The 26,971-nt window shown below is 37.2% G+C and carries 20 protein-coding genes; 13 read left to right on the top strand and 7 right to left on the bottom strand.

The annotated features are described in order from the left end of the window. The first annotated feature begins 7 nt into the window (after positions 1-7). The 5 genes from FNW07_RS01770 (at position 8) to FNW07_RS01750 (ending at position 5,846) form a co-directional block, all read left to right on the top strand. A complete protein-coding gene (locus FNW07_RS01770) occupies positions 8-2,104 on the top strand; it encodes a glutamine--tRNA ligase/YqeY domain fusion protein (RefSeq protein ID WP_126742311.1) in 2,097 nt (698 codons plus the stop codon). A gap of 72 nt (positions 2,105-2,176) precedes the next feature. Beyond that, positions 2,177-4,603 (top strand): T9SS type A sorting domain-containing protein, encoded by a 2,427-nt coding sequence (locus tag FNW07_RS01765; RefSeq protein WP_126742310.1) that lies wholly within the window; start codon positions 2,177-2,179, stop codon positions 4,601-4,603. Between the two features lie 296 nt (positions 4,604-4,899). Further along, complete coding sequence (locus FNW07_RS01760; RefSeq protein WP_255512714.1) at positions 4,900-5,235, top strand: YtxH domain-containing protein; 336 nt, start codon at positions 4,900-4,902, stop codon at positions 5,233-5,235. Between the two features lie 3 nt (positions 5,236-5,238). Next, the gene (locus tag FNW07_RS01755) at positions 5,239-5,589 is read left to right on the top strand and encodes a competence protein (RefSeq protein WP_126742309.1); all 351 of its coding nucleotides are present in this window, start codon (positions 5,239-5,241) and stop codon (positions 5,587-5,589) included. A 2-nt stretch (positions 5,590-5,591) separates the two neighbouring features. Then, complete coding sequence (locus FNW07_RS01750) at positions 5,592-5,846, top strand: DUF6327 family protein (RefSeq protein WP_126742308.1); 255 nt, start codon at positions 5,592-5,594, stop codon at positions 5,844-5,846. Positions 5,847-5,869: 23 nt separating this feature from the next. On the opposite strand, the gene FNW07_RS01745 is transcribed toward FNW07_RS01750, so the two are convergent. Beyond that, the gene (locus FNW07_RS01745; RefSeq protein WP_126742307.1) at positions 5,870-6,853 is read right to left on the bottom strand and encodes an SPFH domain-containing protein; all 984 of its coding nucleotides are present in this window, start codon (positions 6,851-6,853) and stop codon (positions 5,870-5,872) included. Between the two features lie 79 nt (positions 6,854-6,932). Between FNW07_RS01745 and FNW07_RS01740 the strand changes: the two genes are divergently transcribed. Continuing rightward, positions 6,933-7,574 carry a PorT family protein gene (locus FNW07_RS01740; RefSeq protein ID WP_126742306.1) on the top strand — a complete coding sequence of 214 codons (642 nt, stop codon included), beginning with the start codon at positions 6,933-6,935 and terminating at the stop codon, positions 7,572-7,574. A gap of 55 nt (positions 7,575-7,629) precedes the next feature. After that, positions 7,630-9,054 (top strand): hypothetical protein, encoded by a 1,425-nt coding sequence (locus tag FNW07_RS01735; RefSeq protein WP_126742305.1) that lies wholly within the window; start codon positions 7,630-7,632, stop codon positions 9,052-9,054. A gap of 38 nt (positions 9,055-9,092) precedes the next feature. Here FNW07_RS01735 and gltX read toward each other — a convergent pair whose 3' ends face one another. Beyond that, a complete protein-coding gene (gltX, locus tag FNW07_RS01730; RefSeq protein ID WP_126742304.1) occupies positions 9,093-10,598 on the bottom strand; it encodes a glutamate--tRNA ligase in 1,506 nt (501 codons plus the stop codon). 188 nt (positions 10,599-10,786) lie between these two features. Here gltX and FNW07_RS01725 point away from each other — a divergent pair, with 188 nt between their 5' ends. The 6 genes from FNW07_RS01725 to FNW07_RS01700 all read left to right on the top strand — a co-directional run bounded on the left by FNW07_RS01725 (position 10,787) and on the right by FNW07_RS01700 (position 20,818). After that, on the top strand, positions 10,787-14,119 hold the full coding sequence (locus tag FNW07_RS01725; RefSeq protein ID WP_126742303.1) for a DUF4175 family protein: 3,333 nt from the start codon (positions 10,787-10,789) through the stop codon (positions 14,117-14,119). Further along, complete coding sequence (ybeY, locus tag FNW07_RS01720; RefSeq protein ID WP_126742302.1) at positions 14,112-14,531, top strand: rRNA maturation RNase YbeY; 420 nt, start codon at positions 14,112-14,114, stop codon at positions 14,529-14,531. Before FNW07_RS01725 ends, ybeY begins: the two co-directional genes overlap by 8 nt. 198 nt (positions 14,532-14,729) lie before the next feature. Then, a complete protein-coding gene (mnmG, locus tag FNW07_RS01715) occupies positions 14,730-16,601 on the top strand; it encodes a tRNA uridine-5-carboxymethylaminomethyl(34) synthesis enzyme MnmG (protein ID WP_126742301.1) in 1,872 nt (623 codons plus the stop codon). A gap of 125 nt (positions 16,602-16,726) precedes the next feature. Next, positions 16,727-17,575, top strand: a complete 849-nt coding sequence (locus FNW07_RS01710; protein ID WP_126742300.1) for a class I SAM-dependent methyltransferase — start codon at positions 16,727-16,729, stop codon at positions 17,573-17,575. Positions 17,576-17,823: 248 nt separating this feature from the next. Further along, entirely contained in the window at positions 17,824-18,399 is a 576-nt protein-coding gene (locus tag FNW07_RS01705) for an OmpH family outer membrane protein (RefSeq protein ID WP_126742299.1), read from the top strand. A 145-nt stretch (positions 18,400-18,544) separates the two neighbouring features. After that, the gene (locus FNW07_RS01700; protein ID WP_126742298.1) at positions 18,545-20,818 is read left to right on the top strand and encodes a helix-turn-helix domain-containing protein; all 2,274 of its coding nucleotides are present in this window, start codon (positions 18,545-18,547) and stop codon (positions 20,816-20,818) included. 43 nt (positions 20,819-20,861) lie between these two features. Here FNW07_RS01700 and FNW07_RS01695 read toward each other — a convergent pair whose 3' ends face one another. From FNW07_RS01695 to FNW07_RS01675, 5 genes are all read right to left on the bottom strand, one after another. Beyond that, complete coding sequence (locus FNW07_RS01695; RefSeq protein ID WP_126742297.1) at positions 20,862-21,260, bottom strand: response regulator; 399 nt, start codon at positions 21,258-21,260, stop codon at positions 20,862-20,864. Next, on the bottom strand, positions 21,257-23,875 hold the full coding sequence (locus FNW07_RS01690) for a porin PorA family protein (RefSeq protein WP_126742296.1): 2,619 nt from the start codon (positions 23,873-23,875) through the stop codon (positions 21,257-21,259). Before FNW07_RS01690 ends, FNW07_RS01695 begins: the two co-directional genes overlap by 4 nt. A 12-nt stretch (positions 23,876-23,887) precedes the next feature. Continuing rightward, entirely contained in the window at positions 23,888-24,298 is a 411-nt protein-coding gene (locus tag FNW07_RS01685; RefSeq protein WP_126742295.1) for a response regulator, read from the bottom strand. Further along, positions 24,295-26,466, bottom strand: coding sequence for a PAS domain S-box protein (locus FNW07_RS01680; protein WP_126742294.1), 2,172 nt, complete (start codon positions 26,464-26,466; stop codon positions 24,295-24,297). The genes FNW07_RS01685 and FNW07_RS01680 overlap by 4 nt, the downstream gene beginning before the upstream one ends. 119 nt (positions 26,467-26,585) lie before the next feature. After that, positions 26,586-26,969 (bottom strand): DoxX family membrane protein, encoded by a 384-nt coding sequence (locus FNW07_RS01675; RefSeq protein ID WP_126742293.1) that lies wholly within the window; start codon positions 26,967-26,969, stop codon positions 26,586-26,588. Positions 26,970-26,971: the final 2 nt, after the last annotated feature.

The following is a 26,971-nucleotide window of genomic DNA, read 5'->3' as shown; positions in this document are numbered from 1 at the left end:
CAATTATATGTCAACTGAAGAGAAATCACTCCATTTTATAGAACAAATCATTGAAGACAGTTTATCCGAGGGATTACCACAGGATAAATTACGTTTTCGTTTTCCGCCGGAACCGAATGGGTATCTGCACATTGGACATGCAAAAGCGATTTGTTTAAATTTTGGTTTGGGTCTTAAATATGATGCGCCGGTTAATTTGCGCTTTGACGACACCAATCCAGCCAAAGAAGAACAGGAATATGTAGATGCTATCAAAGAGGATTTGCAATGGCTTGGTTTTCAATGGGCGGAGGAACGCTATGCTTCTGATTATTTCCAACAGTTGTATGATTGGGCTATTCTTTTAATCAAAAAAGGAAAAGCATATGTAGACAGTCAGTCTTCCGAAGATATGGCGGCCCAGAAAGGAACTCCAACACAACCAGGCGTTGATGGACCGTATAGAAACCGTTCAGTAGAGGAGAACCTGGCATTGTTTGAAGGCATGAAAAACGGTGATTTTCCGGAAGGAAGCCATGTTTTGAGAGCTAAAATTGACATGACATCGACGAATATGCTGATGCGTGATCCATTGATGTACCGCGTTTTGCACCGTCATCATCATCGTACCGGATATGATTGGAAAATCTATCCGATGTATGATTATGCCCATGGTGAAAGTGATTATATAGAACAAATTTCACACTCCATCTGTACGTTGGAGTTTGTAATGCACAGGGAATTATACAATTGGTTTTTAGACCAGATTTACGATACAAACAGGGTTAGGCCTAACCAATATGAATTTGCGCGGCTGAACCTGAATTACACGGTGATGAGCAAACGGAAGTTACTGCAGTTGGTTCAGGAAGACATCGTAAAAGGCTGGGATGACCCAAGAATGCCTACTATTTCGGGGTTAAGAAGAAGAGGCTACACAGCCAATGCCATTCGTAAATTCTGTGATACTATTGGTATTGCAAAAAGGGAAAATGTCATTGATATTTCGCTTTTGGATTTTTGTTTACGTGAAGACTTAAATAAAACCGCTCCACGGGTAATGGCTGTTTTGGATCCGGTAAAACTGGTTATCACCAATTATCCTGTAGGAAAAGAAGAGTGGCTGGAAGCCGAAAACAATCAGGAAGATGAAAGCGCCGGATTTAGAGAAGTGCCTTTTTCAAGGGAATTATACATAGAGCGTGATGATTTTCTGGAAGAAGCACCTGCGAAATTTTTCCGTTTGAGTTTAGGAAATGAAGTCCGTCTTAAAAATGCTTATATCATTAAAGCGGAAAGTGTTGTAAAAGATGCCTCTGGAAATATTACCGAAATTCACGTCACCTACGACAGTGATAGCCGAAGCGGGAGCGGGAGTGAAGCTTCGCAACGTAAAGTGGCGGGTACACTACATTGGGTATCAATTCCACATGCTGTCGAAGCAGAAGTTCGCTTGTATGATCGTTTGTTTATCGATGAAGCACCGGACAGTCACAAGGAAAAAAACTTCCTTGAGTTTATGAATAATAGTTCATTACAAATCGCAAAAGGGTTTGTTGAACCAAGTTTAAAAGATTCAAAATCAGGAGATAAGTTCCAATTTCAACGTTTGGGTTATTTCAATGTTGATAAAGATACCAAGGACGGTAAATTAGTGTTCAACAAAACAGTCGGACTGAAAGATACCTGGGAAGAAAAAGGCAAAAAAGAAGAAAATCTATTGATGGCCACACAAAAGGAAATCAATAAATATGTGAAGGAAAAGGATGAAACTAATGCTAATGTGATTCTAAAAAGCATTGTGGATAACATCCAAAGCATTGATAATTACAGTCTTCTGAACCAAACGGTTGTTAAAAATGTCAAAAATGACAACAATTCGTTGTTGTTTGCCAATTTAGTTTTGCATTATTCTGATAAAATCCAGGCTTCTGCAATTGAGTCAGAACCGTTAACAAAACTGTTTTCAATGTCGATGAAAAGTCAATTGCCGGCAGTACGGATTTTTGCGCTGCAGAATTTAAAAAACAATCCGGAAAATCTGAATGAATTTAAATCCCAGATAATGGAGTTGAGGAATTTTGAAAAAAACGATAAGGTGATAGAATTGTTAAACAAATTGTAGCTTAAATAGTTAGTTCAAGAAAATCGCTGTTATGGCGTTTTATGTGCTATGTTTGACCCTTAAATCTTTGTAATGAAAAAAATAATACTTATTGGCTTACTTCTAATTAGTAACGCAGTATCAGCTCAGGAAACTTGGCAATCAATGGGTCCTGATGATTTTAACCAGCCATCATACGGATCGGTATTAAAGACAAAAATAGTTTCTAAAAACAATTTATTATTTGTTGTAAATTTGGAGTTTGTTACTTTCGGCAGTAAAAACAAGATTACGGTTAATATGTTTAATGGTTTAAGATGGGAAGAAATAGGCACGCCTTTTTTTACTCAAGTTGCAAATGTTTATTATGATATTGCTATCGATGATAACAATACCCCATACCTATGTTTTGTTGATACAAATAATAGTAATAAAGCTTCAGTAAAAAAGTATAATGGGACCAATTGGGAAACTGTTGGTACACAATTCATTTCAACATCATCTTCGTCTTCAACAAGTCTAGCTATTGATAGCAATAATATAGTTTATATAATTTATCGTGATGGTGCAAATAATGATAAAGCAACAGTTCAAAAATTTAATGGAATTAATTGGGAAATAGTTGGAAACGCAGGCTTCTCAAGCGGGTTTGCTTTTAGTACAGATATTGTAATTGATAATAATAATATTATTTATGCAACATATAAAAATGCTTCTAATAATGGGCTATTATATGTTAAAAAATTTAATGGAACTAGTTGGGTAGATGTTGGGGTTAGCGGATTTCCTTCCTATGACACTTCTAGTGTAAACACTACTTATACCCAAACTCCTATGGTAATCGATAATAACAATGTGCCCTATGTGATATATTGTGATACATCTAATAATTTTAAAGCAACTGTTCAGAAATTTAATGGAATAAACTGGGAGGTGGTTGGTACAGCTGGATTTACAAGCGAACGTGCTGATTTCCCGTCTATTGCTATAGATAATAATAATACGCCATATGTAGTATATTGTAATAACACTTCTTCATTATCAGTCGTTCAAAAATTTAATGGTGTAACATGGGAAATGGTTGGAAATCAAAATATTTCAGACGCAAATACAAAATGGACTTCTATAGCATTTGATAATAATAATTTACCTAATGTAGCATTTAAGCAATCATCATTTGAAATAGGTGATCAAGCTAAAGTAAAAAGGTTTAATGGCAGTGACTGGGAAATTGTTGGAGACAGAGCAATTTCCTCAGGATTGACATCTACTCCCGAGATATCGGTAGACAATAATAATGTTGCTTATTTGGTTTATAAAGATTTAAATAAAGCAAAAAAAATTACCGTTAAAAAGTTTAATGGAATAAATTGGCAATCAGTAGGTATTGAAGGATTTTCTTCAGGTGAAGTTTATTGTACTTCTATTGCAATAGATAGTAATAACATACCATATGTTGCTTACATAGATGTGGTAAACGACGCTAAAATTACTGTTCAAAAATTTAATGGGGTGAGCTGGGAAATTGTGGGAACTGCGGGATTTACAGTTTTGGCAGAAAGTCTTGATTTAAGAATTAATAATTTGAATGTTCCCTATATTGTCTACCGGGGAGGAAATTCAATGGCTGATAACCCAAGGTGTAATGTTCAAAAATTCAATGGGATAAATTGGGAATTTGTAGGCTTACCTAATTTTTCATTAGATAAAATTTACAATCCTCAATTAGCATTTGATAATAACGAGGTGCCTTATGTATCTTATACTAATCAAAATTATAGTCAAAGATTAACAGTTGAAAAATTTAATGGTGTCAGTTGGCAAACTGTTGGAGGCGCAGGATTTTCTTCTTCAGGAGCGTCTTGTGTTGCATCCATAAAATTTAATAACATTAATGTTCCATATATAGCATATCAAGATGGATTTACGGGTAGTCGTGCAACAGTTCGAACATTTGACGGAACAAACTGGGTGGTTGTAGGTATTAGTGGTTTTTCTGATTTACAAATAGGAAAAATATGCTTAGAGATTGATAATAGTAATGTTCCTTATGTTTTTTATAATGAAGAAATAGATAATTATAAATACGTTGGAACCGTAAAAAAATTTAATGGTTCTTCGTGGCAATTAGTTGGATCCGTGAATTTCTTGGCAGGATTTGTAGATAATATTACTATGACAATAAATGGCAATAATATTCCTTACGTTTCTTATTCTGGCAATTTTAATAGAGGAGCTACTTACGGTAAATATTTCGGAACAGTCGGAGCTTTAAGCACAAACGACAATATATTTTCACAAGAAAAACTCGCCATTTATCCCAACCCAGTAAAATACACTTTTTCAATTTCTGGAAATGACGTAAAAGAGATAGAAATTTTCGATTTAGTTGGAAAGCAAGTTTGGTATAAAAAAAATCCAGACACTGAAATTAATATAGAGATATTACCGAAAGGATTTTATGTTGCAAAAATTAAAAACGAAAAAGGAAATTCTTCAGTTAAGTTAATTAAGGAATAATATGATATAGATTTTATCAATTCTAAGCGTCTTTTAAAGGCGCTTTTTCTATTATTACAATTACCTATCGAATCTATAACTCATATAGTTTTTTACAATTAAAAACGGCGTTCATATTTCGGTTTTAAGCCCTTTTCTTAATTTCGACACCCATTTTATCCTTTCCTTTTAAAATAATTAAATAGCGCTACCCTAATCGCTTTTCGGCTGGAATAATTTCACTTTAACGACTTATTAACTCGTGGTTGTTAATAAAATGGTATCTTTATAAATAGAAATCATAAAATTTAAATATCATGTCGAACTACAAAGAAAATACAATGTTGCTTCTTTTGGCCGGAGCAGTTATTGGAGTCGGAATCGGATTTTTATTTGCCCCCGATAAAGGCACGAGAACCAGAAAAAAACTAAAAGGTGGTTTTGATGACGCAAAAAAGGAAATTAAACATCAATATTTAAATGCCACCGAAGATCTTAAATTGAAATTCTTCAGCAAAAAAGATGACTTGCAGGAAACGTACGATCACTTAGTTTCCAATTTCAATCACAACACCGAAGATGTCATCGCATTTTTAGAAGAAAAATTATTTAGTCTGAGAGAACAAAATATTAAATATCCAAACAACCTATAATCTATGGCTTTTGACGAGATAAAAGAAAATACCGATAATATGCAGGAACAGGTGCAGGCCTATATCGATAGCAGCCGCGCCTATTATAAATTGTGGGGTTTCAAAGTGGCGATGAAGTCTACCACAATGATTTTTAAATTTGCCTTGATATTGCTTTGTTTCCTGATGGTACTGCTATTTTGTTCGCTTGCTGCCGCAATGTCAATTGGAAAGTCTCTGGATAATTATCCGTTAGGATTCCTGATTATAGGTAGCGGGTATCTGGTTATTACCTTACTTTTATTTTTGATCAGGGATAAAATAGTCGAAGGACCAATTTTGGAGAAATTTTCAGAAATCTTTTTTAACGACTAAATATGGCCAAAAAAAAATATTCCTCCTATGCCGAAATCGATTTCGACTTGGAAGTGCTGAAATTGGAAAAAGACATTAATTTCCAAAAATTAAATTTGGGATTCCACAAAACAAGAGAAAGTTTTACCCCACAGAATATCGTTCACGGTTTTCTGAGTTCTTATAAAACCATTCTTTCGAGCTCTTATCCCACACTAATCAACATAGCGATTCCATTAGTGTTCAAATGGTTATTAAATAAAAAAAGAGGCGATTAGCCTCTTTTTTTATTGATCTGTTTTTATTCCGATTCCGGCAATTCTTTGGGTGGAGTTTGAGAAGGGGAAGGATAATCATCACGTTTCGGTTTTCTCTTTTTGTTATTGTTTTTCATCATTTCTCCCACTTGGTTCGATGCAGAGAACGATGCCACCATATTGTTCAGCATATCACTTCCTGCTTGTGGCGAATTTGGCAGTAATATTAAATTTGAGTTGGCATCGGCGCCAATAGCCTGTAAGGTGTCATAATGCTGCGTTACGACAATTAAAGCAGAGGCTTCTTGGGAATTGATTCCCACTTTATTCAGCACATCTACACTTTCTACCAGTCCGCGAGCAATTTCCCGACGTTGATCTGCAATACCCTGTCCTTGAAGACGCTTGCTTTCTGCTTCAGCTTTCGCTTTAGCGACGATACGGATTCGGGAAGCCTCAGCCTCAAATTCAGCTACTGTTTTCTCACGATCAGCAGCATTGATTCTGTTCATCGCATTTTTCACCTGGATATCAGGATCGATATCGGTCACCAATGTATTGATAATCGTGTAGCCATAAGTTGTCATCGCCTCATTCAATTCACTTTTTACAGCAATGGCGATATCATCTTTTCGTTCAAAAACGTCATCCAGTTTTAATTTTGGAACTTCGGCACGAACTACATCAAATACATATGAAGTAATCTGGTCATGTGGATATTCTAATTTGTAGAACGCATCATATACCGTTTCTTTGATAACCATAAACTGAACAGACACCTTCAGTTTGACAAATACGTTGTCTTTGGTTTTGGTTTCAATGATAACATCCAACTGTTGAATCTTTAAATTGACACGTCCCGCTATTCTGTCAATAATTGGAATTTTAAGCTGCAACCCGGATTGGCGGATACTTAAAAACCTGCCAAATCTTTCAATTACCACCGCTGTTTGCTGTTTAACTGTGAAAAAGGAGGATAGAAGAATAAATATGCCGACTACTGATAAAATAATTAATGGAATGTTCATACGCTTAAAAATTAAGTTTTAAAATTAGTGGGAAATTACAAAAATAACTTTAGGTTTGCGCCGTATAAACCTATTATCTATGAAAAAGATATTTCTTACATTATTGCTAGTTTTCAGCACATTAGTAATGAATGCACAAGACAAGTATAAAGATTCTAACCGAATCGGAATTATTTTTGGAGCAAACCAGTTCCAGTTGAACTCGACAAATTTTAACACCAAACCGGGGATGGGCTGGAATGCCGGACTTTCTATGCGTGGAAATTTTTATAACGACTGGGATATGGTATATGCAATGCAATTTAGCGAAAGCAATTTCACGGTAGCAACCAGGAATATGTTCTTAGCAAATGAAGATGTAAACTATAAATTAGCCGCCGCACAGGTTTCTTTAATGTTGAGTTACAAAGTGGTGGAGAATCATTTAAGCCTGGAATTTGGACCTGTAATCCAAGTGAATGGAAAACTGGCAATAGACAAAGAAGAAGAAAACAATATCATTAACGGAACCACATTAATGGCTAAAGACATTACCGACATTTCGAAGTTTAATTTTTACCCCGCAGTAGGAATCACGGCAGGTGTGAGGCATTTGAGATTAAACGTACAGTATCAATATGGGGTTAATAATCTCCTGGGCAACTTAAACAAGCAAAGTTTCGGACCTGATTTTAAAGGGAATGCAGGAATCCTCAGCGGAAATATTATTGTGTATTTGTAATATAAAAATTTATAATCAACCTATTTGTTATTTAAACCAAAAATGAATATCCCTTATGAAAAATATACTTTTTAGTATGGTAGTGCTTACCGGCATTATTGTAAATGCGCAAACTACTATAGTGGATGAAAAGTTTGAAAAAGATAATTTCCCGTTAGGGTATAACTTTCTGCAGAATAACAATAAAATCGTAATTCAAAAAGGGAAACATATAGGAATTTCTACCAACAGAATGATTAATAATCTGTATAGTTATGACAGCAACGGAAAAAAAGAAACCCTGTTGGAAAACGTAGAGGTAATGAATTGCTCTTTCTCAAATGCTGGAAGTTCTTTTAGCGTTGTTGATTATGCTAAAATGAGTTATAGCGGAAAAACATACAAGGTTTACACTGACGGAAAATCCTCTCCGAGTATCAGTACAGACGATTGGTATCAAAGGTCTAATGATCAATATGAATTAAGTATTGTGAATCAAAAAGGTAATAAAAAAGTTGATTTTGAAAAAGATCAATTGTATCTGAGTATAGTCGATATTCTAACAAGAAAAGGCTCTAAAATACAACTTGAAAAGCCCGACTTAGCAAGATTGAGAACAGAAAATGCAGTCAAATATTTTCAAGACCTGACATTTAGCATTAAAATGAATGAAAATAATTTTGAATTAATAACTAAGTTTATTTCTAAAGATTATAAATCGTCTATCTTATACAGAACTGTTTATAATTTTGAAGGAAAAAAAATAGAAGACCTTGCTTATAAAACCGAGATTCAGGATGGATTTTTGATTTATTGCAGTAATGGAGGAGGAACTGTAAGATATGGTACTGCCGCTGGCTCCAATGCATTTTTAGACGATTTGTCGATTGATAATTTTATGGTTGACAAGAAAACCGAAGATGTGTATGTGTATGGTATATTTGGAGACCATGCCCGTAAATCTAGGGAAATTGGAAATGACCCTCTAGGCTATTATATATTTAAATACGATAAAAAAGGAAATAAAATTTGGGAATCCATTAATCCCATTAGCGATAAAAAAGATTATAATGATTCTCAAACAACAACGACAATATTGGCGTCTTTAATTATTAGAAACAACGAGCTTGTTTTTTCAACTGCTCCGGTCGCAGAAAGAAACAAAGAATATTTGCATTATGCTATTTTAGATAAAGCATCAGGAAATGTAACAAAGGGCAAGAAAATAACCTATAAATCGGATAACATTCATACCATGATGTCCGGAACAAGACTTTTTCTGTTATCTTTTTGCTCAAACAAGGAGGAGTTAAAAAATAAAGTTTTTGATAATAATGGCTTAATAGCATTAGATACCAATCAAGAATACGCCAACTATATCAGTAGTATAAAAAGCAAATCAAAATTGTTTTTCAACACTTTTTTCTCAAAAGAAGGTATTTGGTTATTGGAATCCGATAATGAATCGTATTATAAAACAACCTATTTTAAACTTATATAAGCATAAAAAAGCCCCGGTATTTCGGGGCTTTTTCTTTTTTATAAAGTAGCAATTGCTCTTTCCAGTCGCTTGAATGTTTCGTCCTTTCCGAGAACTTCCACAATGTCAAAAAGGTGAGGACCTTTCGGGGCGCCAACCAGACTCAAACGGAACGGCTGCATTACTTTACCCATCCCAATTTCGTTTTTCGTCATCCAGTCCTTTACAACGGTTTCTATAGTATTTGAGGTGAAATCCCCAATATTTTCCATCACCGAAATCAGTTCCTGCATCAGGGCAGGCGTTTCTTCTTTCCAGTTTTTAGCTGCTTTTTCGTCATACGTTTCGGGTGCAACAAAAAAGAAATCACACAAATCCCAGAATTCAGACACAAAATGTGCGCGTTCTTTGATGAGCGAAACTATTTTTACCACCAGATCTTCCGGCACGCTGATTCCTCTTTCTGCCAGAATAGGAGTGAAGTCCTTGGCCAGCTTTTCATCGTTTTGTTTGATCAGGTATTGGTGGTTAAACCATTTGTTTTTCTCCGGGTCAAATTTAGCACCCGATTTATGAACCCTGTTCAAATCGAAAGAAGCCACTAATTCTGCTAACGAGAACAGTTCTTTTTCCGTACCGTCATTCCAGCCTAACAATGCCAGAAAGTTAATCACCGCTTCCGGGAAAAATCCGTTTTCTCTGTATCCGGATGAAAGTCCTTCCTCAGTTTCCCATTCCAATGGAAATACCGGAAAGCCCAGTTTATCGCCATCTCGTTTGGACAATTTTCCATTTCCGATAGGTTTCAAAATCAATGGAAGGTGTGCAAATTCAGGGGCTTCCCAACCAAAGGCACGGTACAATAAAACGTGCAACGGCATCGAAGGCAACCATTCTTCTCCACGGATAACATGGGAGGTTGCCATTAAATGATCATCGACAATATTGGCCAAATGGTACGTAGGCATTCCATCGCCTTTAAAAAGGACCTTATCGTCCAGTAAATTGGTTTCAAATTTTACATCCCCACGAATGATATCATGCAGATGTAAGGTCTCATCAACCGGAGTTTTAAAACGGATCACATATTCTTCACCATTAGCAATTCTGTTTACCGTTTCGTCAGCAGAAATCACCAAAGAAGTATCCAGTTTTTCCCTGTTATGATGATTATAAATAAATACCTTTCCTTCTTCTTCGTGCTTTTTTCTATGCGCATCCAAAGCTGCCGGTGTATCGAAAGCGTAATACGCCCAACCGCTGTTTATCAATTGATCAGCATATTGTTTGTACAAAGGTTTTCTTTCGCTCTGACGATAGGGACCAAATTTTTCATTCTTTCCAACAGTTTCATCAGGTGAAATTCCTAGCCACTCCAAGGCTTCCATGATATATGATTCGGCTCCGGGTACAAAACGGTTCTGGTCGGTATCTTCCACTCGCAAAAAGAAAACACCGCCATGTTTTTTGGCAAACAAATAATTAAATAAAGCGGTACGGACGCCGCCAATATGTAAAGGTCCTGTCGGACTTGGCGCAAAACGCACACGAACTTGCTTCGACATTTTTGTAAATTTTCTTGCAAAGATACAATTTCAATCCCTGAATTTAATAATTAGATGTTTGGATGAAAACCAGACTCTTTTCTTAATCATTATAATCTGTTTTTGAGTGAGTTACAATCGTTGTTTTTCTATTTCACATATTCAGATAAAATCGTACTTTTATCGGTTATAAAGAAAAGACCAATAAATTGGAAAATAAGACATTGATTTACCACAAATTAGAAGCTTTTATAAAAAAGTTTTACACCAATGAACTCCTCAGAGGATTGATTTTTTTCATTGGTCTGGGATTGTTGTATCTGTTATTTACCTTGTTTGTGGAATATTTTCTTTGGTTGAAACCAATGGGAAGAACCATCTTGTTTTGGACCTTCATTATGGTCGAACTCTTCTTACTAGGCCGTTTCATCCTTTTTCCGGTTTCCAAATTATTTAAACTACAGAAAGGAATCAATTACGGAGAAGCTTCCGCCATTATTGGAAATCATTTTACCGAAGTCAGCGACAAGTTGACCAATTTTCTTCAGTTGTCTTCGGATAGCAACCAATCTGAATTGCTGTTGGCATCCATCGAACAAAAAGCAAAAGCATTGCAGCCCATTCCTTTCAGCAATGCGATTAATTTTGATTCAAACAGAAAATACCTGCCTTTGGCGATTATACCCATCTTGTTTTTTGCCTTCTTTTATATTTCGGGCAACAGCAAGATTATTTCGCAAAGTATGAATCGTGTAGTCCATTTTAAGGAGCAATTTTTACCGCCGGCTCCCTTTCAATTTGTTGTTTTAAATCCAAGTCTGCAAACGGAACAGAACAAGGATTTTATCCTTAAAATAAAAACCCAGGGAAAAATAGTTCCCGAAAATGCAATGATTTTCATTGGTGACGAAAGTTATTTCATGGAAAGCAACGCTGCGGGGGAATTTCAATTTAAAATCGAAAAACCAACTGCGAATCTATCGTTTCACGTGGAAGCCAATGATGTTTCTTCATCAGAATATGAACTGGCCGTGATTACCGTTCCGTCGATAGCGAATTTCCAAATGCTGCTTCATTTCCCATCGTATCTGAACAAAAAACCGGAGTTGATTCGAGGAACCGGAAACGCGATTGTTCCGGAAGGCACGCGGGTAACCTGGGAAATGAATACACTAGCTACCCAAAAAGTGGAATGGACCGATTTGAAGACGAATATTCCATTCTCTAAACAGGATAATGTGTTTACATTGTCTAAAAACATCAGTCAAAACACGGAATATCAAATACTTACTTCTAATGAGAAGGTTAAAAACTTCGAAAAGCTGAACTATCAGCTTTCCATTATCAAAGACCAGTTTCCTTCAATTAATGTCGGCACGGCTCCGGACAGTTTGAAAGTAGCCAAAAACTACGTTTTAGGAACTATTTCCGACGATTACGGACTTTACAAACTCCAAGTGGTTTATTATCCTAAAAACAAGCCCGAGAATGCCAAACGTGGAACAATTAGATCCAGGAAAGATGTGTACGATCAATTCGTGTTTGCATTCCCAAGCGCGCTGCCGGTTGAACAGGGAGTTTCTTATGACTATTATTTCGAGGTATTCGACAACGATGCATTGCATCATTTCAAAAGCACCAAGTCTTCAGTTTTTTCAAATAGAATAGCGACCGACCAGGAGAAGGAAGATCAGGTATTGCAGCAGCAAAATGACAACATCAACAGCCTTGAAAAATCGTTGAAGAATCAGGACAAGCAAATTTCAGAGATGGAAAAATTGCAGAAGACCGGAAAAGAAAAAGACAATTTAGAATTCAAAGATCAGCAGAAGATGAATGATTTTATCAAACGTCAAAAGCAACAGGACGAAATGATGAAGGAATTCTCCAAAAAAATGGAAGAGAATCTGGATAAAGTCAAGACCGATAAAAAAGACGAATTCAAGGAGGAACTTCAAAAGCGTCTGGAAAAAGCGGATAAGGATTTGGAAAAAAACCAAAAGTTATTGGACGAGTTAAAAGAACTCACAGATAAAATCAAAAATGAGGAGCTGCTTGAGAAATTGGAAAAATTCAAACAGAACAGTAAAAACCAAACTAAAAATCTGGAGCAATTGGTGGAACTGACCAAGAAATATTACGTAGAGAAGAAAGCCGAACAGCTCGCTGATAAATTGGATAAACTTTCAGAAAAGCAAGAGGATTTATCTAATAAAGAAAAGGAAAATAACACTGACAAACAAAGTGAAATTAATAAAGAATTTGACAAAATCCAAGAAGATTTAAAGGAACTTGACAAAGAAAACAAAGAGCTTAAATCGCCACTGGATATTCCAAAAGACGAAGAAAAAGAAAAAAGCATTGATGAGGATTTAAAGAAAGCCTCTGACGAATTGCAGAAACAAAATCAGTCCAAAGCCAAACCCAAACAAAAAAGTGCATCCAAAAAAATGAAGGAGATGGCTGCGAAAATGTCAGAAAGTATGGCTGGTGGTGAAATGGAACAGTTGGAAGAAGACGTTAAAATGCTTCGTCAAATTCTGGATAACTTATTGGCATTCTCGTTTTCGCAAGAAGATTTGATGGGAGAATTCAAGGGCTTGAGACGAGGCTCGCCATCGTATAATAAACATTTAAAAATCCAGCAGGATCTCAAACAGCAGTTTAAACATGTCGACGATAGTTTATTTGCGTTGTCATTGCGTAACCCGAAAATAGCCGAGGATATAACCAAAGAAATTGGCAACGTTCATTATAATCTGGATAAGGCTTTAGAGAGTCTGGCCGAAACACAAATACCAAAAGGACTTTCACACCAGCAGTATACCATTTCTTCGGCGAATAAATTGGCCGACTTTTTAAGCGATGTTCTCAATGGCATGCAGATGCAGATGCAGATGTCGGGTACTGGTTCAGGAGGGAAACCTAAGCCAGGACAGGGTCAGGGAATGCAATTGCCCGACATCATCAAAAAACAGGAAGGCCTGGGTCAGAAGATTAGTGACGGAATGAAGAAAGGGGAGAAGCCCGGGGAAGGAAAAGAAGGGGATAAGGGCGAAAAAGGCAAAAGCGGTAAGACCGGCAAAAGCGGATCCGACGGGAATGAAGGTGAAAATGGAGAAGACGGCGAGGGAACAGCCGGTGAAATCATGAAGATTTACCAGGAGCAAAAGCAGCTTCGGGAAGCCCTGCAAAAAGCGCTGGAAAAAGAAGGACTGGGCGGAAGCGGACAGAACGCCGTTGAGCAAATGAAGCAATTGGAAAAGCAATTACTAAACAAAGGCTTCAATAACGAAACGCTCCAAAAGATGCTGAACCTTAAATACGAACTACTCAAATTAGACAAAGCCGTACAGCAACAGGGCGAAGAAAAGAACCGCCAGTCCGAAACCAACAAAAAGGAATTTAACAACCAATCCAATGCGCTACCGGCGGCCCTGCAAGATTATCTGAACAGTATTGAGATATTAAACAGACAAAGCCTACCTTTGCGGCAAAATTACAACCAGAAGGTTCAAAAGTATTTTAGAAAAGATGATTAATTTTAATTACGAAACCGACTTCGAGTTGGATAACGAAACTGCTATTTCAGACTGGCTGTCTCAGGTCATTGTTTCCGAAAACAAGAAAGAAGGCGAGATCAATTATGTTTTTTGTGACGACGAATATCTACACAAAATCAACATGGAATACCTGAATCACGACACACTGACGGACATCATCAGCTTTGATTACGCCGTAGGAAATGAATTACATGGCGATATTTTCATCTCCGTTGAAAGAGTCCGTGATAATGCGCAGGATTTTGACGTTTCTTTCGAAGAAGAACTGAAGCGAGTGCTGGTTCACGGTATTTTGCATTACTGTGGATACAAGGACAAAGCAGAAGATGATGAGGCTTTGATGCGTCAAAAGGAAGAAGAAAAAATCGCGTTGTTCCACGTGGAACAATAGGGAAATTATTTTGGAGCGAATGGAAGGTGAATTTTAATATTGCAATTGCCGCTGTCATTCCAAGTCTCCCTCAGAAAGATTCGGGAGGATTTTCCCTTCCATCGGGGCTAAAGGACAAATGATTTGATTGTCATTTATTGGCAGCCAAAACGAAAATATAAATTTTGTTCCACGTGGAACAAATAAAAAAGAATAAAAGTGTTTCAAGAAGAATACGATGTAATTGTAGTGGGTGCAGGTCACGCAGGCTCGGAAGCGGCAGCGGCAGCGGCGAACATGGGATCCAAAACCCTGTTGGTAACGATGAGCTTGCAAAACATTGCGCAGATGTCCTGTAATCCGGCTATGGGCGGAATTGCGAAAGGCCAAATCGTCCGCGAGATTGATGCGCTGGGCGGTTATTCCGGAATTGTTTCGGACAAGACCGCTATCCAGTTCAAGATGCTGAACAAATCCAAAGGGCCTGCGATGTGGTCGCCACGCGTTCAAAGTGACCGTATGCGATTCGCGGAGGAGTGGCGATTGATGTTGGAAGGCACGCCAAATCTTGATTTCTATCAGGAAATGGTTAAAGGACTAATCATTGAGGATGGCAAAATAAAAGGAATAAAAACTTCACTGGGAGTTGAGATAAGATCAAAAGCGGTTGTGCTTACCAATGGAACCTTCCTGAACGGACTGATTCACATTGGTGAAAAACAATTTGGCGGTGGTAGAGCGGGCGAAAGTGCCGCTTACGGAATCACTGAAGATTTAGAAAAAGTCGGTTTCCAATCCGGAAGAATGAAGACCGGAACACCTCCAAGAGTGGATGGCCGTTCATTGGATTATTCCAAAATGAATGAGGAAAAAGGGGATGCTAAACCGGATAAGTTTTCTTATTCCGATATCACAAAACCATTAGTACATCAACGTTCCTGTCATATGACCTATACTTCTTTGGAAGTGCACAATATTTTACGGGAAGGTTTCGATCGTTCGCCGATGTTCAACGGAAGGATTCAAAGTTTGGGTCCAAGATATTGTCCGTCTATTGAAGATAAGATCAACAGATTTGCCGACAAAGACAGACACCAGTTATTCGTAGAACCCGAGGGCTGGAATACGTGTGAAGTTTATGTGAATGGTTTTTCTACTTCCTTGCCGGAAGATATTCAGTTCAAGGCATTGCGCTCTGTTGTAGGTTTTGAAAAGGTGAAATTTTTCCGTCCGGGATACGCAATCGAATACGATTACTTTCCGCCAACACAACTGAAGCATACGCTGGAAACCAAATTAATTGAAGGTTTGTATTTTGCTGGACAGATTAACGGTACGACGGGATATGAAGAAGCAGCTTCGCAGGGATTAATGGCGGGTATCAATGCTGCGCTTAAAGTGCAGGAAAAAGATCCGCTAATTTTGAAAAGAGACGAGGCTTACATCGGAGTTTTAATTGACGATTTGATTACCAAAGGAACTGAAGAGCCCTACCGAATGTTTACTTCCCGTGCCGAATACCGAACGTTATTGCGTCAGGATAATGCCGATTTCAGATTAACCCCGATGTCGCATGCGATTGGTCTTGCTTCTGAACAACGGTTACGAAGAATGGAGCATAAGTTAAACGAATCCGAAAAAATGGTGGCTTTCTTTAAAGAAACCAGCGTCACGGTCGCGGAAACAAATCCTATTTTGGCTGCAAAAGACACCGCGCTGATTAACCAGGGCGATAAGATGTTTAAAGTATTCTCCAGGCCACAAATTGATTTGGAGGATATGATGAAATTCGAAAAAGTGGCTGAATATATTTCTGAAAATGATGTGGATCAGGAAATCCTGGAGCAGGCGGAAATCCAGGTAAAATATTCCGGCTATATCGAAAAAGAGAGAAACAATGCGGATAAGCTGACCCGATTGGAAGATGTCAAAATTCCGGAGGCGTTTGATTACGATAAAATAAAATCCCTGTCTTTTGAAGCCAAAGAAAAGTTCAAAAAGATTCGTCCGGTAACCATATCCCAAGCCTCCCGAATTAGTGGCGTTTCGCCAAGTGACATTTCAGTGCTGCTGATTTATATGGGGCGCTAAATTGTTCCACGTGAAACTACGGCGCGAAGCCTTGTTATTGTTGGAAATTATAAATAAAAAATTTTTAAAACCTAACTGATTGTAGAATCCGTTGGGTTTTTATCATAAATGACTTTGAGAATTATATGGATATTTCTAAACACAAATTGTTTTTAACGGTAAAAGATTTTTCGGTTTCCAAAGAGACCTTTGACTTGTATCATGACGAAGTTCTGGATATGTTAATCACTTCTCCGCAACCTGACGAAAACAATTTGCCAGCCTATTATGAAAGCGACGATTATATTTCGCACACCGATGGAAAAAGATCTTTGTTTGAGAAAGCCTATCATTTTGTCAAAGATATAGCGCTAAAAAACAAACTGGACTTAATCAATGACCTCCATACTGAAAAAGGAAGTCTTTTGGATATTGGAGCAGGAACTGGTGATTTTTTAACCGTCGCGAAAAACAATGGCTGGAGCATTACCGGAATAGAACCAAGCGATAAAGCAAAAAACATCGCAATCAAAAAAGGAGTTTCTTTTTCTGAAAAAAGTCAGAATTTGGAAAATAATTCTTTTGATGTCATAACGATGTGGCATGTTCTGGAACACGTTCCAAATTTAGATGCGCAGATTAAAGAGTTGAAAAGACTCCTAAAACCAAACGGAACAATTATTATAGCAGTTCCTAATTTTAATTCGTATGATGCCAAACATTATGGGAAATTTTGGGCAGCGCTGGATGTGCCGAGACACCTTTGGCATTTTTCGAAAACGGCCATAAAATTGCTGTTTGAAAAAGAACGAATGAAACTCGTAAAAGTGCTCCCGATGAAATTTGATGCTTTTTATGTGAGTTTATTATCTGAAAAATACAAAAACGGAAAAATGAATTTCCTCAAAGCTTTTTTGGTAGGATTGAAATCAAATTTGAAAGCAAAGTCCAATTTGGAGTTTTCATCGCACATTTACATCATCAAAAACAATTAAAAATCGTTTTTAGCGCGTTTAAAGCAATAAAAGGTCAGTAATGATGTCAATTGTTGTCGAAAAAGAAAAATGTTTTTATTTGGAAGATATAAAAGCTGCTTCCGATAGCTTTTAAATATGGCGCAAAAAATAATGATTGTCAAATGCTATAGTTGCTAAATTGAAGCAACTTCATAACTTTTTCACTTTTTACATCAAAAATTAATACTTTTACAAACCAATTTAAAAAATCAAAAGAAAAATACATAATGAAAAAAACATTCGTAATTATCGCACTTGCCTTTTCTATTATTTCATGCAACAAAACAACGGAAGTTAAAGAGTTTAAAACAGCTTATGTTGACAGTGCTAAATTAATGGATGAATATACCGAAGCAAAAGACGTTCAGGCTAAATACAAAGCCAAATCGGAAACTATGGGGAGAGAATTACAGGCTGAAATTGCTCGTTTCAAAGAGGACGCCGCTAATTTTCAGAAAAATGCGCAAGCCAACGGACAAGCGTGGGCTCAGGAAAATGGCGCAAGATTGCAAAAAAGAGAACAGCAGATTCAATATGCGCAACAGGCAATGGCTCAGCAATTGCAGCAGGAAAGCGGCGTAGAGCTGGACACTTTGGTTCTTAACGTGAAAAAATTCATCAAGGATTACGGTAAGGAAAAAGGATACGACTACATCTACGGAACCGGTGATGCACCGTCGGTTTTATATGCAAAGGAGAAATATGATATCACTAAAGAAATTACTCAATTGCTGAACGACAGATATAAATCGACTGCTAAAAAAGAAGACACTACATCTGTAAAAACAGAAAAAAAGAAATAATCCACCGCAGATAGATTCAAAATGCCTTCCGTTTGTGGAGGCATTTTTTTTGTTACCAATTGAAAAACAAGTCTTTAAAATGAAAACACGGATTGTGAATGCCATTACAATAATTTTGAGTATTTTCAACTTTTAATATACGCCAATGGAAACCCTATCTGAAGCCGCTTCATACACTTTACGATTCATCAATCAGACGCATCGTTCCGTTTTCCTCACCGGAAAAGCGGGAACCGGAAAAACGACGCTATTGCGGGAAATTATCCAGTCCACCCATAAAAACACCGTTGTCGTTGCGCCAACAGGAATTGCGGCGCTGAATGCCGGCGGGGTAACAATTCATTCGATGTTCCAACTTCCTTTTGCTGGGTTTATACCTGATAGTAGCTCCCCCCAATTTTACGAATCGGTGAAGTTTGAAACGAAGGCAACTTTGCGCAGGCATTTCAAAATGAGCGGTTTGAAAAAGGCGGTTATCCGGAATATGGAGCTTTTGGTTATTGATGAAGTCAGTATGTTGCGCGCTGATTTATTGGATGCGATGGATTTTATGCTGCAGAGCGTCCGCAAGAATAATGCACCGTTTGGCGGGATCCAGGTGTTGTTTATAGGGGATTTACTACAACTTCCACCAGTTATCCGGAATGAAGAATGGCAGACACTTCGGAAGTATTACAAAGGAAAATTCTTTTTTCATTCGCATGTCATCCAACAAAACCCGCCGTTGTATATCGAGTTGTCGAAAATTTTCCGTCAGACTGATGACCGTTTTATTTCGGTTTTAAATAATCTTCGGAACAACCGGATTTCACAGGAAGACATTCAATTACTGAATGATTTTGTCAAGCCTGATTTTGACTTGAAAACGAATCCGGGCTACATCACATTAACCACGCACAATGCCAAAGCCGATGCTATCAATGCGGAAGCGTTAGAAGATTTGGATGGAAAATCAGTAGTTTATAGACCCGAAATTGTGGGGGAGTTTCCCGAAAAGATATTTCCGGTCGAGGAACAGCTTCAGCTAAAGGTAGGAGCACAGATTATTTTTGTAAAAAACGATTTGTCTTTTGAAAAGAATTATTTCAACGGAAAAATGGGAATCATCAAATCGTTGTCCGATTATGAAATCCTGGTTCATTTCCCCGAAGAAAACAAAACCATTGAACTAGAGAAATACGAATGGCAGAATATCCGCTATACGGTGGATGAAATGACCAAGGAAATTGAGGAAGAGGTTTTGGGGACTTTTGTTCACTACCCGATCAAATTGGCCTGGGCCATTACGGTTCATAAAAGCCAAGGACTTACTTTCGACAAAGCGGCGCTCGATGTCTCGCAAGTTTTTCTGCCGGGACAAGCATATGTGGCACTTTCGCGTTTACGCTCGTTAGAAGGCTTAATTTTGCTTTCTCCGTTACGGATGAATGGCATTTCGAATGATCAGGATGTAATGGATTATGCTCTGAATAAGGCAGACGAGGAGCTTCTTGAAAATTCCTTGCAGTTGGAGACGAAGAAATTCATCCATAACTATTTAAAAAACAGCTTCAACTGGAGTGAAATAGTACAGGAATGGCGCAATCACCAATTCAGTTATGCTCAGGATCAGGAGAAGTCGGTTAAATCGAAGCACGCACTCTGGGCTAAAAAACAATCGGAAGCGATGGAAAAGCTATTGGAGCCTTCGCGAAAATTCATGTCACAATTGGATTTGCTGTTTTCGAAAGAGAGTATCGATTTCCATTTTATCTCGGAACGGATTACCGCGGCAAATACTTATTTCATTCCGCTGATGGATGAATTGGTTTCGGAAATTCTATGGAAACTGGAGGAGATGAAACGTACCAAGAAAGCCAAAGCCTTTTATGAGGAACTTTCCGTTTTGGAAGATCTGCAGATCAAATCGGTGATGCAATTGATGAAGGCCAAGTTGTTGGTCGAAACAATTACAGAAGGCAAAACCATTTCAAAAGAAAACCTGAATTCATCGGCCATCAAATCATATAAACTCAATAAAGTCGAAAGTATTCAGGCAAAATTCAAATCGGTAAATGTTGCGCTGATTGAAGATGAAGCAGATTTGCAACGATACACTACGAAAAAGGCTTCCAAAACCAAAGAACCCAAAAAGTCTACTGTCCAGGAAACGTATGAATTGTGGCAACAGAAGAATTCCATTAAGGAAATTGCGGCCATCAGAAAGTTAACATCCCAGACAGTCAGTGGTCATTTGGCCAAACTAATCGAATCCGGGACTATTGCCATTGACGATATTATGCCGCAAGAAACTATCGAAGCCTTAACTAAAGCTTTTCAGGATTATACCGAAGAGAGCCTGAATGGCCTGAAAGAGAAATATGGGAATCAGTTTACTTGGGATGAATTGAAAATGTTCAAAGCGAGCCGGAAGGTTTAAAAGTAAAGTCGAAGTATCGTCTGCGAATTTAGAAAATGAAGACCTACAATTTTAGTATATTATCTAACAATTTCTCTTTAGTAACGGGTTTAACAATGAAATCAGAGATTTGGGTGATGGTTTTTGCTTTTTTTGCATCGATTGGCGATATGGAGGAAGTGATAACATAAACAACAATTTTCTTTTCAAACCGAGGCTGAATTTTAATAAATTCTTCCAGAAATTGCCATCCGTCCATTACAGGCATAAATAAATCGAGAAGGATTATTTCGGGCAATAATTCAGGCTTATTAAAATTTTGTTCAAAAAAAGTCAAAGCCTGCTTGCCATTATGGAAAACAGTTACTTTATCGACAATATTGGTTTTCTCGATTGCTTTTGTAGTTAAAAACACAAAAACTTCGTCATCATCGATAATGGTAAGCAGTTTTATACGGTTCATAAGTTTTGGTTTCTAAATTCAACAAAAAAAGTGGAGCCTACATCAGGGATGCTTTCAACCCAAATTTTACCCCCCATTGCTTCAACTTGAGTTTTGGTCATGAACAACCCGAATCCTTTTGCTTCGGGATGTTCATGAAAGGTTTTTCTAATTTTAAAAAGATTGCGATGATGCATCTTCACATCCAATCCGAGTCCATTATCATTTACCGACAGGATAATAGCGTCATTCAATTTTTCGGTTTTGATTTTAATAATCGGATTTCTGTCGTGGGATCTATATTTTATAGAATTACTGACCAGATTAAACAGTATACTTTCCAAATATTTTTCAGGAAAAACAATGAATGGAACCTCGCTGATATCTGCCAGAATTTGAACATTATTACTCTTAATCTCATATTCTAATATGGCAGCTGTTTTTGCAATACATTCTTCTACATTTATTTTATCGGACTGAATGTCCAGATCGAATTTAACCTGAAGAGATTCTACCAATTCGTTAAAAGTTTCATTTATAGTATTGACGACCGGCCTGATTTTATCAAACATCTCCTTTTTTTCTCCTTCATCATCACTCTCTTCAATAAAATCTACCAGTGTTGAAATACTCACTAATGGTCCTCTTAAATTGTGGGAAATGATATAACAAAAATCAGAAAGCTGTGTATTCTGGGATTCTAATAAATGTAAATGGTCACTCAGTTTTTTTTCTGCTTTTTTTCGTTCGGATATTTCATTCACCAGTTGAGCATTAAATCTTCGGAGATTTTTGCTTTCATCCGTGAGCATGCTGAAAACATATACCGCCAGAATAAAAGCCAAAAGCGCCACCACTATTGGGAGGACAATGTTGAACCATGAGGATTCTAGACGATTTAAAGATTGTGTGGATTGAAATTTCAATTTCCAAATACCATTAGCCACCTGTAAGGTGCTCTTTTTTTCAAATTCATATTCAGTATTTTTGGATGCATTGGAATACAGTATTTTTCCTTCTCTGGTGTCCATGTCTATCACCGTTACGGCCACATTATTGCTGATGCTGACGCGTGAAATAGCTTCCTGCATAAGATCATATACATTAATTCCTGCCGACACATAGGAGTGAATAATGTGTTTTTTGCTGAGACCCAGTTCGTCCTCATAGAGCGGAATAATTATCAGAAAGGATTTATTGTGCGGTTCTTTCAGTTGCTGCACCATTACAATAGATTCTGAAATAGTGACCTCTCCTGTAGATGCTGCTTTCTCCAATGCGGCATGACGCTCCGGGTTACTGGCAAAATCAAAGCCCAAAGCTATTTTGTTAAAATCAAAAGGTTCAATATAGTAGATAGGAAAATAGACCACTCTTTTATCCGCAGGCACCACATTTCCATTTTTCAGTTCGGTAAATTTAAATTTCGGATCCACTTTCTTCGCTGCCGCTTCGGCAACGGAACGTTTTGTATATGGAACATACGGTATCCAGGCTATTGCCTTGATGTTTTTAGTGTTTTTAAGCGATTGCTGTACGGCAATGCGGAAATGGTCCCGATTCATTTCTTTATGACTAAGATAATTTGCTTTTATGGAATTGAGTACTTCTACACATTGTTCTACTTCCCGTTGTACACTAATGCGGATGCTTTCACAGTCCCGGTTAAACACGTTTTCCATGCGTATTTCATTATTTCTTTTAAGGAAGTGGTATAAAAAGACAGCGGAAGAAATTCCGGTAAATAAAATCATTCCGGTGGCAAAGTAAGATCTCCAGACACTTTTTTTACGGGAACGAAATCCTATGGACAGCAGGATTAATATTAGAAACAGAATGCTGAGAGGAAAATATCTGTTCTGCCACATTTTAAATTCTTTGGCAAGCAACGCCAATTGCACCTGATTGCTGATGCTGGTTTCTTCAAACTGGTTGTGGAAACGGTTCCAGGGATGGATTCTCTTTTTTGATTTTATATCATAATACCAACCTGTTGAACTGTCTTCGTATTTAATAAGATAACCTGTTATGGGTTCTACCCAGATTTTAAGGTTGACATCCAATTCAATCCCTCTTTCTTCCGGAACTGCTGGCAGGTACTCTAAATTTTCGGTTTGGTCGGCCTTAAAATTGCTCTCGTAACGATAAACTAATAGTCCGTCTATAGTTTCTTCCCCCTTAAATTTCATACATGCCGGAGCATCATAATTAACATGCCAATAAATGAATTCCTTGCTTGGATTTTGGGGCGCAAAAAGATAGCCTTTCCGGTTTTTGGATCCATAGCCGGTAACATGCTTCCCGGTAACGGGGTCAATCCCATAAAACCGTTCTACCGCAAAAATCGAATTACCGCTAGGCTTATTAACATGAAAAAAATTGCGGATAATGAGAACATTGTTTTCTTTTTTGTCCACACGATACCCATACCGTGTTTTAGAAAGAATATCGCCGCTGAACTCCTTTTTTTCTTCATTGTAAATATTGTCGTAGCTGAGAATGTTAGCGCGGTAAACGAAATTGTCGGGAATAATGGGGAAAATAAAATCTGAGAAAACCAACCATGACAATAAACCAGCAAATAATATTCCTGCAGTAGCTAATGACCAACTGGTAAAAGGAATTTTCTCTCTCATGGCTCCTAAATATTAATGACCAGGATATATGTTTTTTACAACTTCTATAAGTTTTTGCTTAGTAATTGGTTTAATAATATAATCTGAAACTTCATTAAAACTCTTGGCCCTTGTGATGTCTTCGGGGGAAATTGAGGATGTCACAATATAAATGATAATTTTCTTTTCGACTCTAGGTTTAATGAGATGGAATTCTTCTAAAAACTGCCAGCCGTCCATGATAGGCATGGATAAATCAAGTAGGATAATTTCAGGCAATAAGTGCGGATTACCGGCATTTTCCTTTAAAAAATTTATAGCATCCCTACCATTGCCGAAAACTTTAATTTCTTCGACAATCATAGCCTGTTCTATAGCCTTTCGGGTTAAGTAAACAAATATTTCATCGTCATCAACAATAAGAATAGTTTTTAAAAGTTTCATAAAGGCTGGTTTATAAATTCAACAAAAAATGTAGAACCCTTATCTGGAGTGCTCTCTACCCATATTTTTCCTCCCATGGCTTCAATTTGTGTTTTTATCATGAACAATCCGAATCCTCTGGCGTCGGGATGTTCATGAAATACTTTTCTGATTTTAAAAACGTCTTTTTTATGCATTTTTAAGTCGATTCCCAAACCATTATCGGTTATTGATAACACTATGCGGTCCTTGATCCTTTTGGAATTTATTTTAATAATGGGTTTTTGATCAGGCGATTTAAATTTTAGTGAATTACTGATTAAATTAAATAAGATGCTCTTCATATATTTCTTCGGAAAATTAACAACAGGGGTTTCGCTGATGTTAATGTGAATTTCCGCGTGGCTTGAAGTAATTTCGCGCTCCAATAAAGTCAGCGTTTTTTCAAAGTATAGTTTCAGGTCAAGTTTATCATATTTTATCTTGAGGTTATGTTTTACCTGAAGCGATTCTACTAACTCGTCAAAAGTTTCATTAATTTTATTGACAACGGGCCGCATTTTTTTTACCATTTCTCTTTGTTCCCCTTCATCCTCACTATCCTCGATGTAATCTACCAGCATGGAAATATTAACCAATGGGCCTCTTAAATTATGCGAAATAATATAACAAAAATCATTGAGTTGGGTGTTTTGATACTCTAACACCTGCAAATGCTCTTTTAGTTTTCGTTCGGCCTCTTTACGTTCCGTAATATCGAATCGGATCGCTGCATATTGATACGGTTTTCCTTGTCCGTCTAAAAAAGGAATAACAGTAATATCTTCCCAATAAAAGGTTTTATCTTTAGCCTTATTTCGGAATTCGCCTTTCCAAATTTCTCCATTTGCCATCGTTTTCCATAGGTTTCGGATGTAATCTTTAGGATGATATCCCGAATTGATAATCCGAAGATCCTGACCTATTAGCTCTTCCCGGCTGTATTTGGAAATTTTAAAGAAGTTATCGTTTACATGTTTAATAATTCCTTTTGGATCTGTAATAGCTATAATGGACGATTCATCCATTGCATATTTATAATCGGCAAGCTCTCGGTTAATGATGGTCAACTCGGCCGACAGTTTTTCTTTTTCTAGTATTTGATGTGCCAGTTCTTTATTGGCAATAATTAACTCAGATTCTCTTTTTTCGGTCTCTTTATTTTGGGATGCCAGTTTCCTGTGAGCAATAACAAGATCCGCGCCTTTTTTCTTCTTTTCTTCTATCTGAAAGGCCAGTTCTTTATTGGCAATAATTAACTCAGACTCTCTTTTTTCGGTTTCCTTATTTTGTAACGCTAATTTTCGGTTGACAACCCCAAGTTCTGCAGCCGCTTTTTCTTTCTCTGCAATTTGATAGGCCAGTTCTGTATTGACAATGATCAATTCGGATTCTTTTTTTTCTTTTTCTTTGTTTTTTAAGGCAAGTTTTTTGTTAAGAATAACCAATTCTGCTGCCTTTTTTTTCTTTTCTTCAATTTGGTAGGCTAGCTCTATATTGGCTATAATTAATTCGTCAGCTCGTTTTTCTTTCTCTTTATTTTGGAAGGCCAGCTCTTTATTGGCAACTGCTAACTCGTCGGCTCTTTTTTTCTTTTCTTCAATTTGATAAGCCAGTTCTTTGTTGGCAATAATCAACTCGGATTCCCTTTTTTCCTTTTCTTTATTTTGTATTGCAAGCTCATTATTGGACTCCATAAGCTCGGCCTCTGCTTTTTTACTCGCTGAAATATCACGGGCAATTTTGGAAACCCCAATAATGGTTCCCAAGTGGTCCTTTATAGGCGAGACCGTAAGCGAGATAAAAAAATGTTCTCCCTTTTTTTTCTTTCGGACCGTTTCGTATGAATTAATGGTTTCGTTATTACTAATTCTAAGGAATATTTTTCTTTCTTCTTTAAGATAGCCTTTGGGAATCAGCAAAGAAATAGGTTTGCCGACAGCCTGTTTTGTAGTGTAGCCAAACATTTTTTCGGCTCCCTTGTTCCAGCTTTTTATAATTCCATCAAGAGATTGACTGTATATGGCATCCTCAGAAAATTCCACAATAGAAGCCATATGCCCCATATACTCTTCATTCTGTGCGCGTTCCACATCACTAATAGCAGAAGGATTACTTAACTCATTTGTCGATTTTTTCCGAATAGACATAAGCGTTAATTTCTAATTTTGCACGGTTCTGTTTATTTGCCGCCGCTTTGGCGAAAAAAACAAGTCGCATTTTGCGGAGTGCTGAATTAGTTTGGCATATTAACCCCTGAACACTAATTCTAGTTCAGCCAATATACGACAATTACCGCAGGTATAAAATAAATTACTATAGTTCTGGCTCCATCATAATCTTTAGCTAACCGTTGTCCAAAAAGTAACATAATTAATGCGACACAGGAAAAAATCGCACCATAAAAACCGAAAGTCCGACCCCCATTTACCATAAGTTCTATACAGCCCACAGCGCATAGAATTCCGGCAATTAACTCCAGAACCAAAATGTTCAATAAAGCTAAAGGTACGACATTTTTTAAGATTGTTTTAGCGAAATGTTCTTTAAGCCAGTCCACATTGTCCTGCCAGTGAAATAATTTATCTTGACCAGACTGTAAGAAAGAAACCGCTAAAAAAACTAAAACTAAGATTGAGGCAACATTATTCATGA

This window comes from Flavobacterium sp. GT3R68, assembly GCF_007109225.1.
Lineage (GTDB): Bacteria > Bacteroidota > Bacteroidia > Flavobacteriales > Flavobacteriaceae > Flavobacterium.
The sequence above is the reverse complement of the archived record's forward strand: the minus strand, read 5'-3'. Positions and strand labels throughout refer to the sequence as shown.

What these genes read in the sequence shown, in the direction of transcription:
- FNW07_RS01770 (WP_126742311.1), top strand. Translation starts at nt 8, where the DNA reads ATGTCAACTGAAGAGAAATCACTCCATTTTATAGAACAAATCATTGAA.
- FNW07_RS01765 (WP_126742310.1), top strand. Translation starts at nt 2,177, where the DNA reads ATGAAAAAAATAATACTTATTGGCTTACTTCTAATTAGTAACGCAGTA.
- FNW07_RS01760 (WP_255512714.1), top strand. Translation starts at nt 4,900, where the DNA reads ATGTCGAACTACAAAGAAAATACAATGTTGCTTCTTTTGGCCGGAGCA.
- FNW07_RS01755 (WP_126742309.1), top strand. Translation starts at nt 5,239, where the DNA reads ATGGCTTTTGACGAGATAAAAGAAAATACCGATAATATGCAGGAACAG.
- FNW07_RS01750 (WP_126742308.1), top strand. Translation starts at nt 5,592, where the DNA reads ATGGCCAAAAAAAAATATTCCTCCTATGCCGAAATCGATTTCGACTTG.
- FNW07_RS01745 (WP_126742307.1), bottom strand. Translation starts at nt 6,853, where the DNA reads ATGAACATTCCATTAATTATTTTATCAGTAGTCGGCATATTTATTCTT.
- FNW07_RS01740 (WP_126742306.1), top strand. Translation starts at nt 6,933, where the DNA reads ATGAAAAAGATATTTCTTACATTATTGCTAGTTTTCAGCACATTAGTA.
- FNW07_RS01735 (WP_126742305.1), top strand. Translation starts at nt 7,630, where the DNA reads ATGAAAAATATACTTTTTAGTATGGTAGTGCTTACCGGCATTATTGTA.
- gltX (WP_126742304.1), bottom strand. Translation starts at nt 10,598, where the DNA reads ATGTCGAAGCAAGTTCGTGTGCGTTTTGCGCCAAGTCCGACAGGACCT.
- ybeY (WP_126742302.1), top strand. Translation starts at nt 14,112, where the DNA reads ATGATTAATTTTAATTACGAAACCGACTTCGAGTTGGATAACGAAACT.
- FNW07_RS01710 (WP_126742300.1), top strand. Translation starts at nt 16,727, where the DNA reads ATGGATATTTCTAAACACAAATTGTTTTTAACGGTAAAAGATTTTTCG.
- FNW07_RS01705 (WP_126742299.1), top strand. Translation starts at nt 17,824, where the DNA reads ATGAAAAAAACATTCGTAATTATCGCACTTGCCTTTTCTATTATTTCA.
- FNW07_RS01700 (WP_126742298.1), top strand. Translation starts at nt 18,545, where the DNA reads ATGGAAACCCTATCTGAAGCCGCTTCATACACTTTACGATTCATCAAT.
- FNW07_RS01695 (WP_126742297.1), bottom strand. Translation starts at nt 21,260, where the DNA reads ATGAACCGTATAAAACTGCTTACCATTATCGATGATGACGAAGTTTTT.
- FNW07_RS01690 (WP_126742296.1), bottom strand. Translation starts at nt 23,875, where the DNA reads ATGAGAGAGAAAATTCCTTTTACCAGTTGGTCATTAGCTACTGCAGGA.
- FNW07_RS01685 (WP_126742295.1), bottom strand. Translation starts at nt 24,298, where the DNA reads ATGAAACTTTTAAAAACTATTCTTATTGTTGATGACGATGAAATATTT.
- FNW07_RS01680 (WP_126742294.1), bottom strand. Translation starts at nt 26,466, where the DNA reads ATGTCTATTCGGAAAAAATCGACAAATGAGTTAAGTAATCCTTCTGCT.
- FNW07_RS01675 (WP_126742293.1), bottom strand. Translation starts at nt 26,969, where the DNA reads ATGAATAATGTTGCCTCAATCTTAGTTTTAGTTTTTTTAGCGGTTTCT.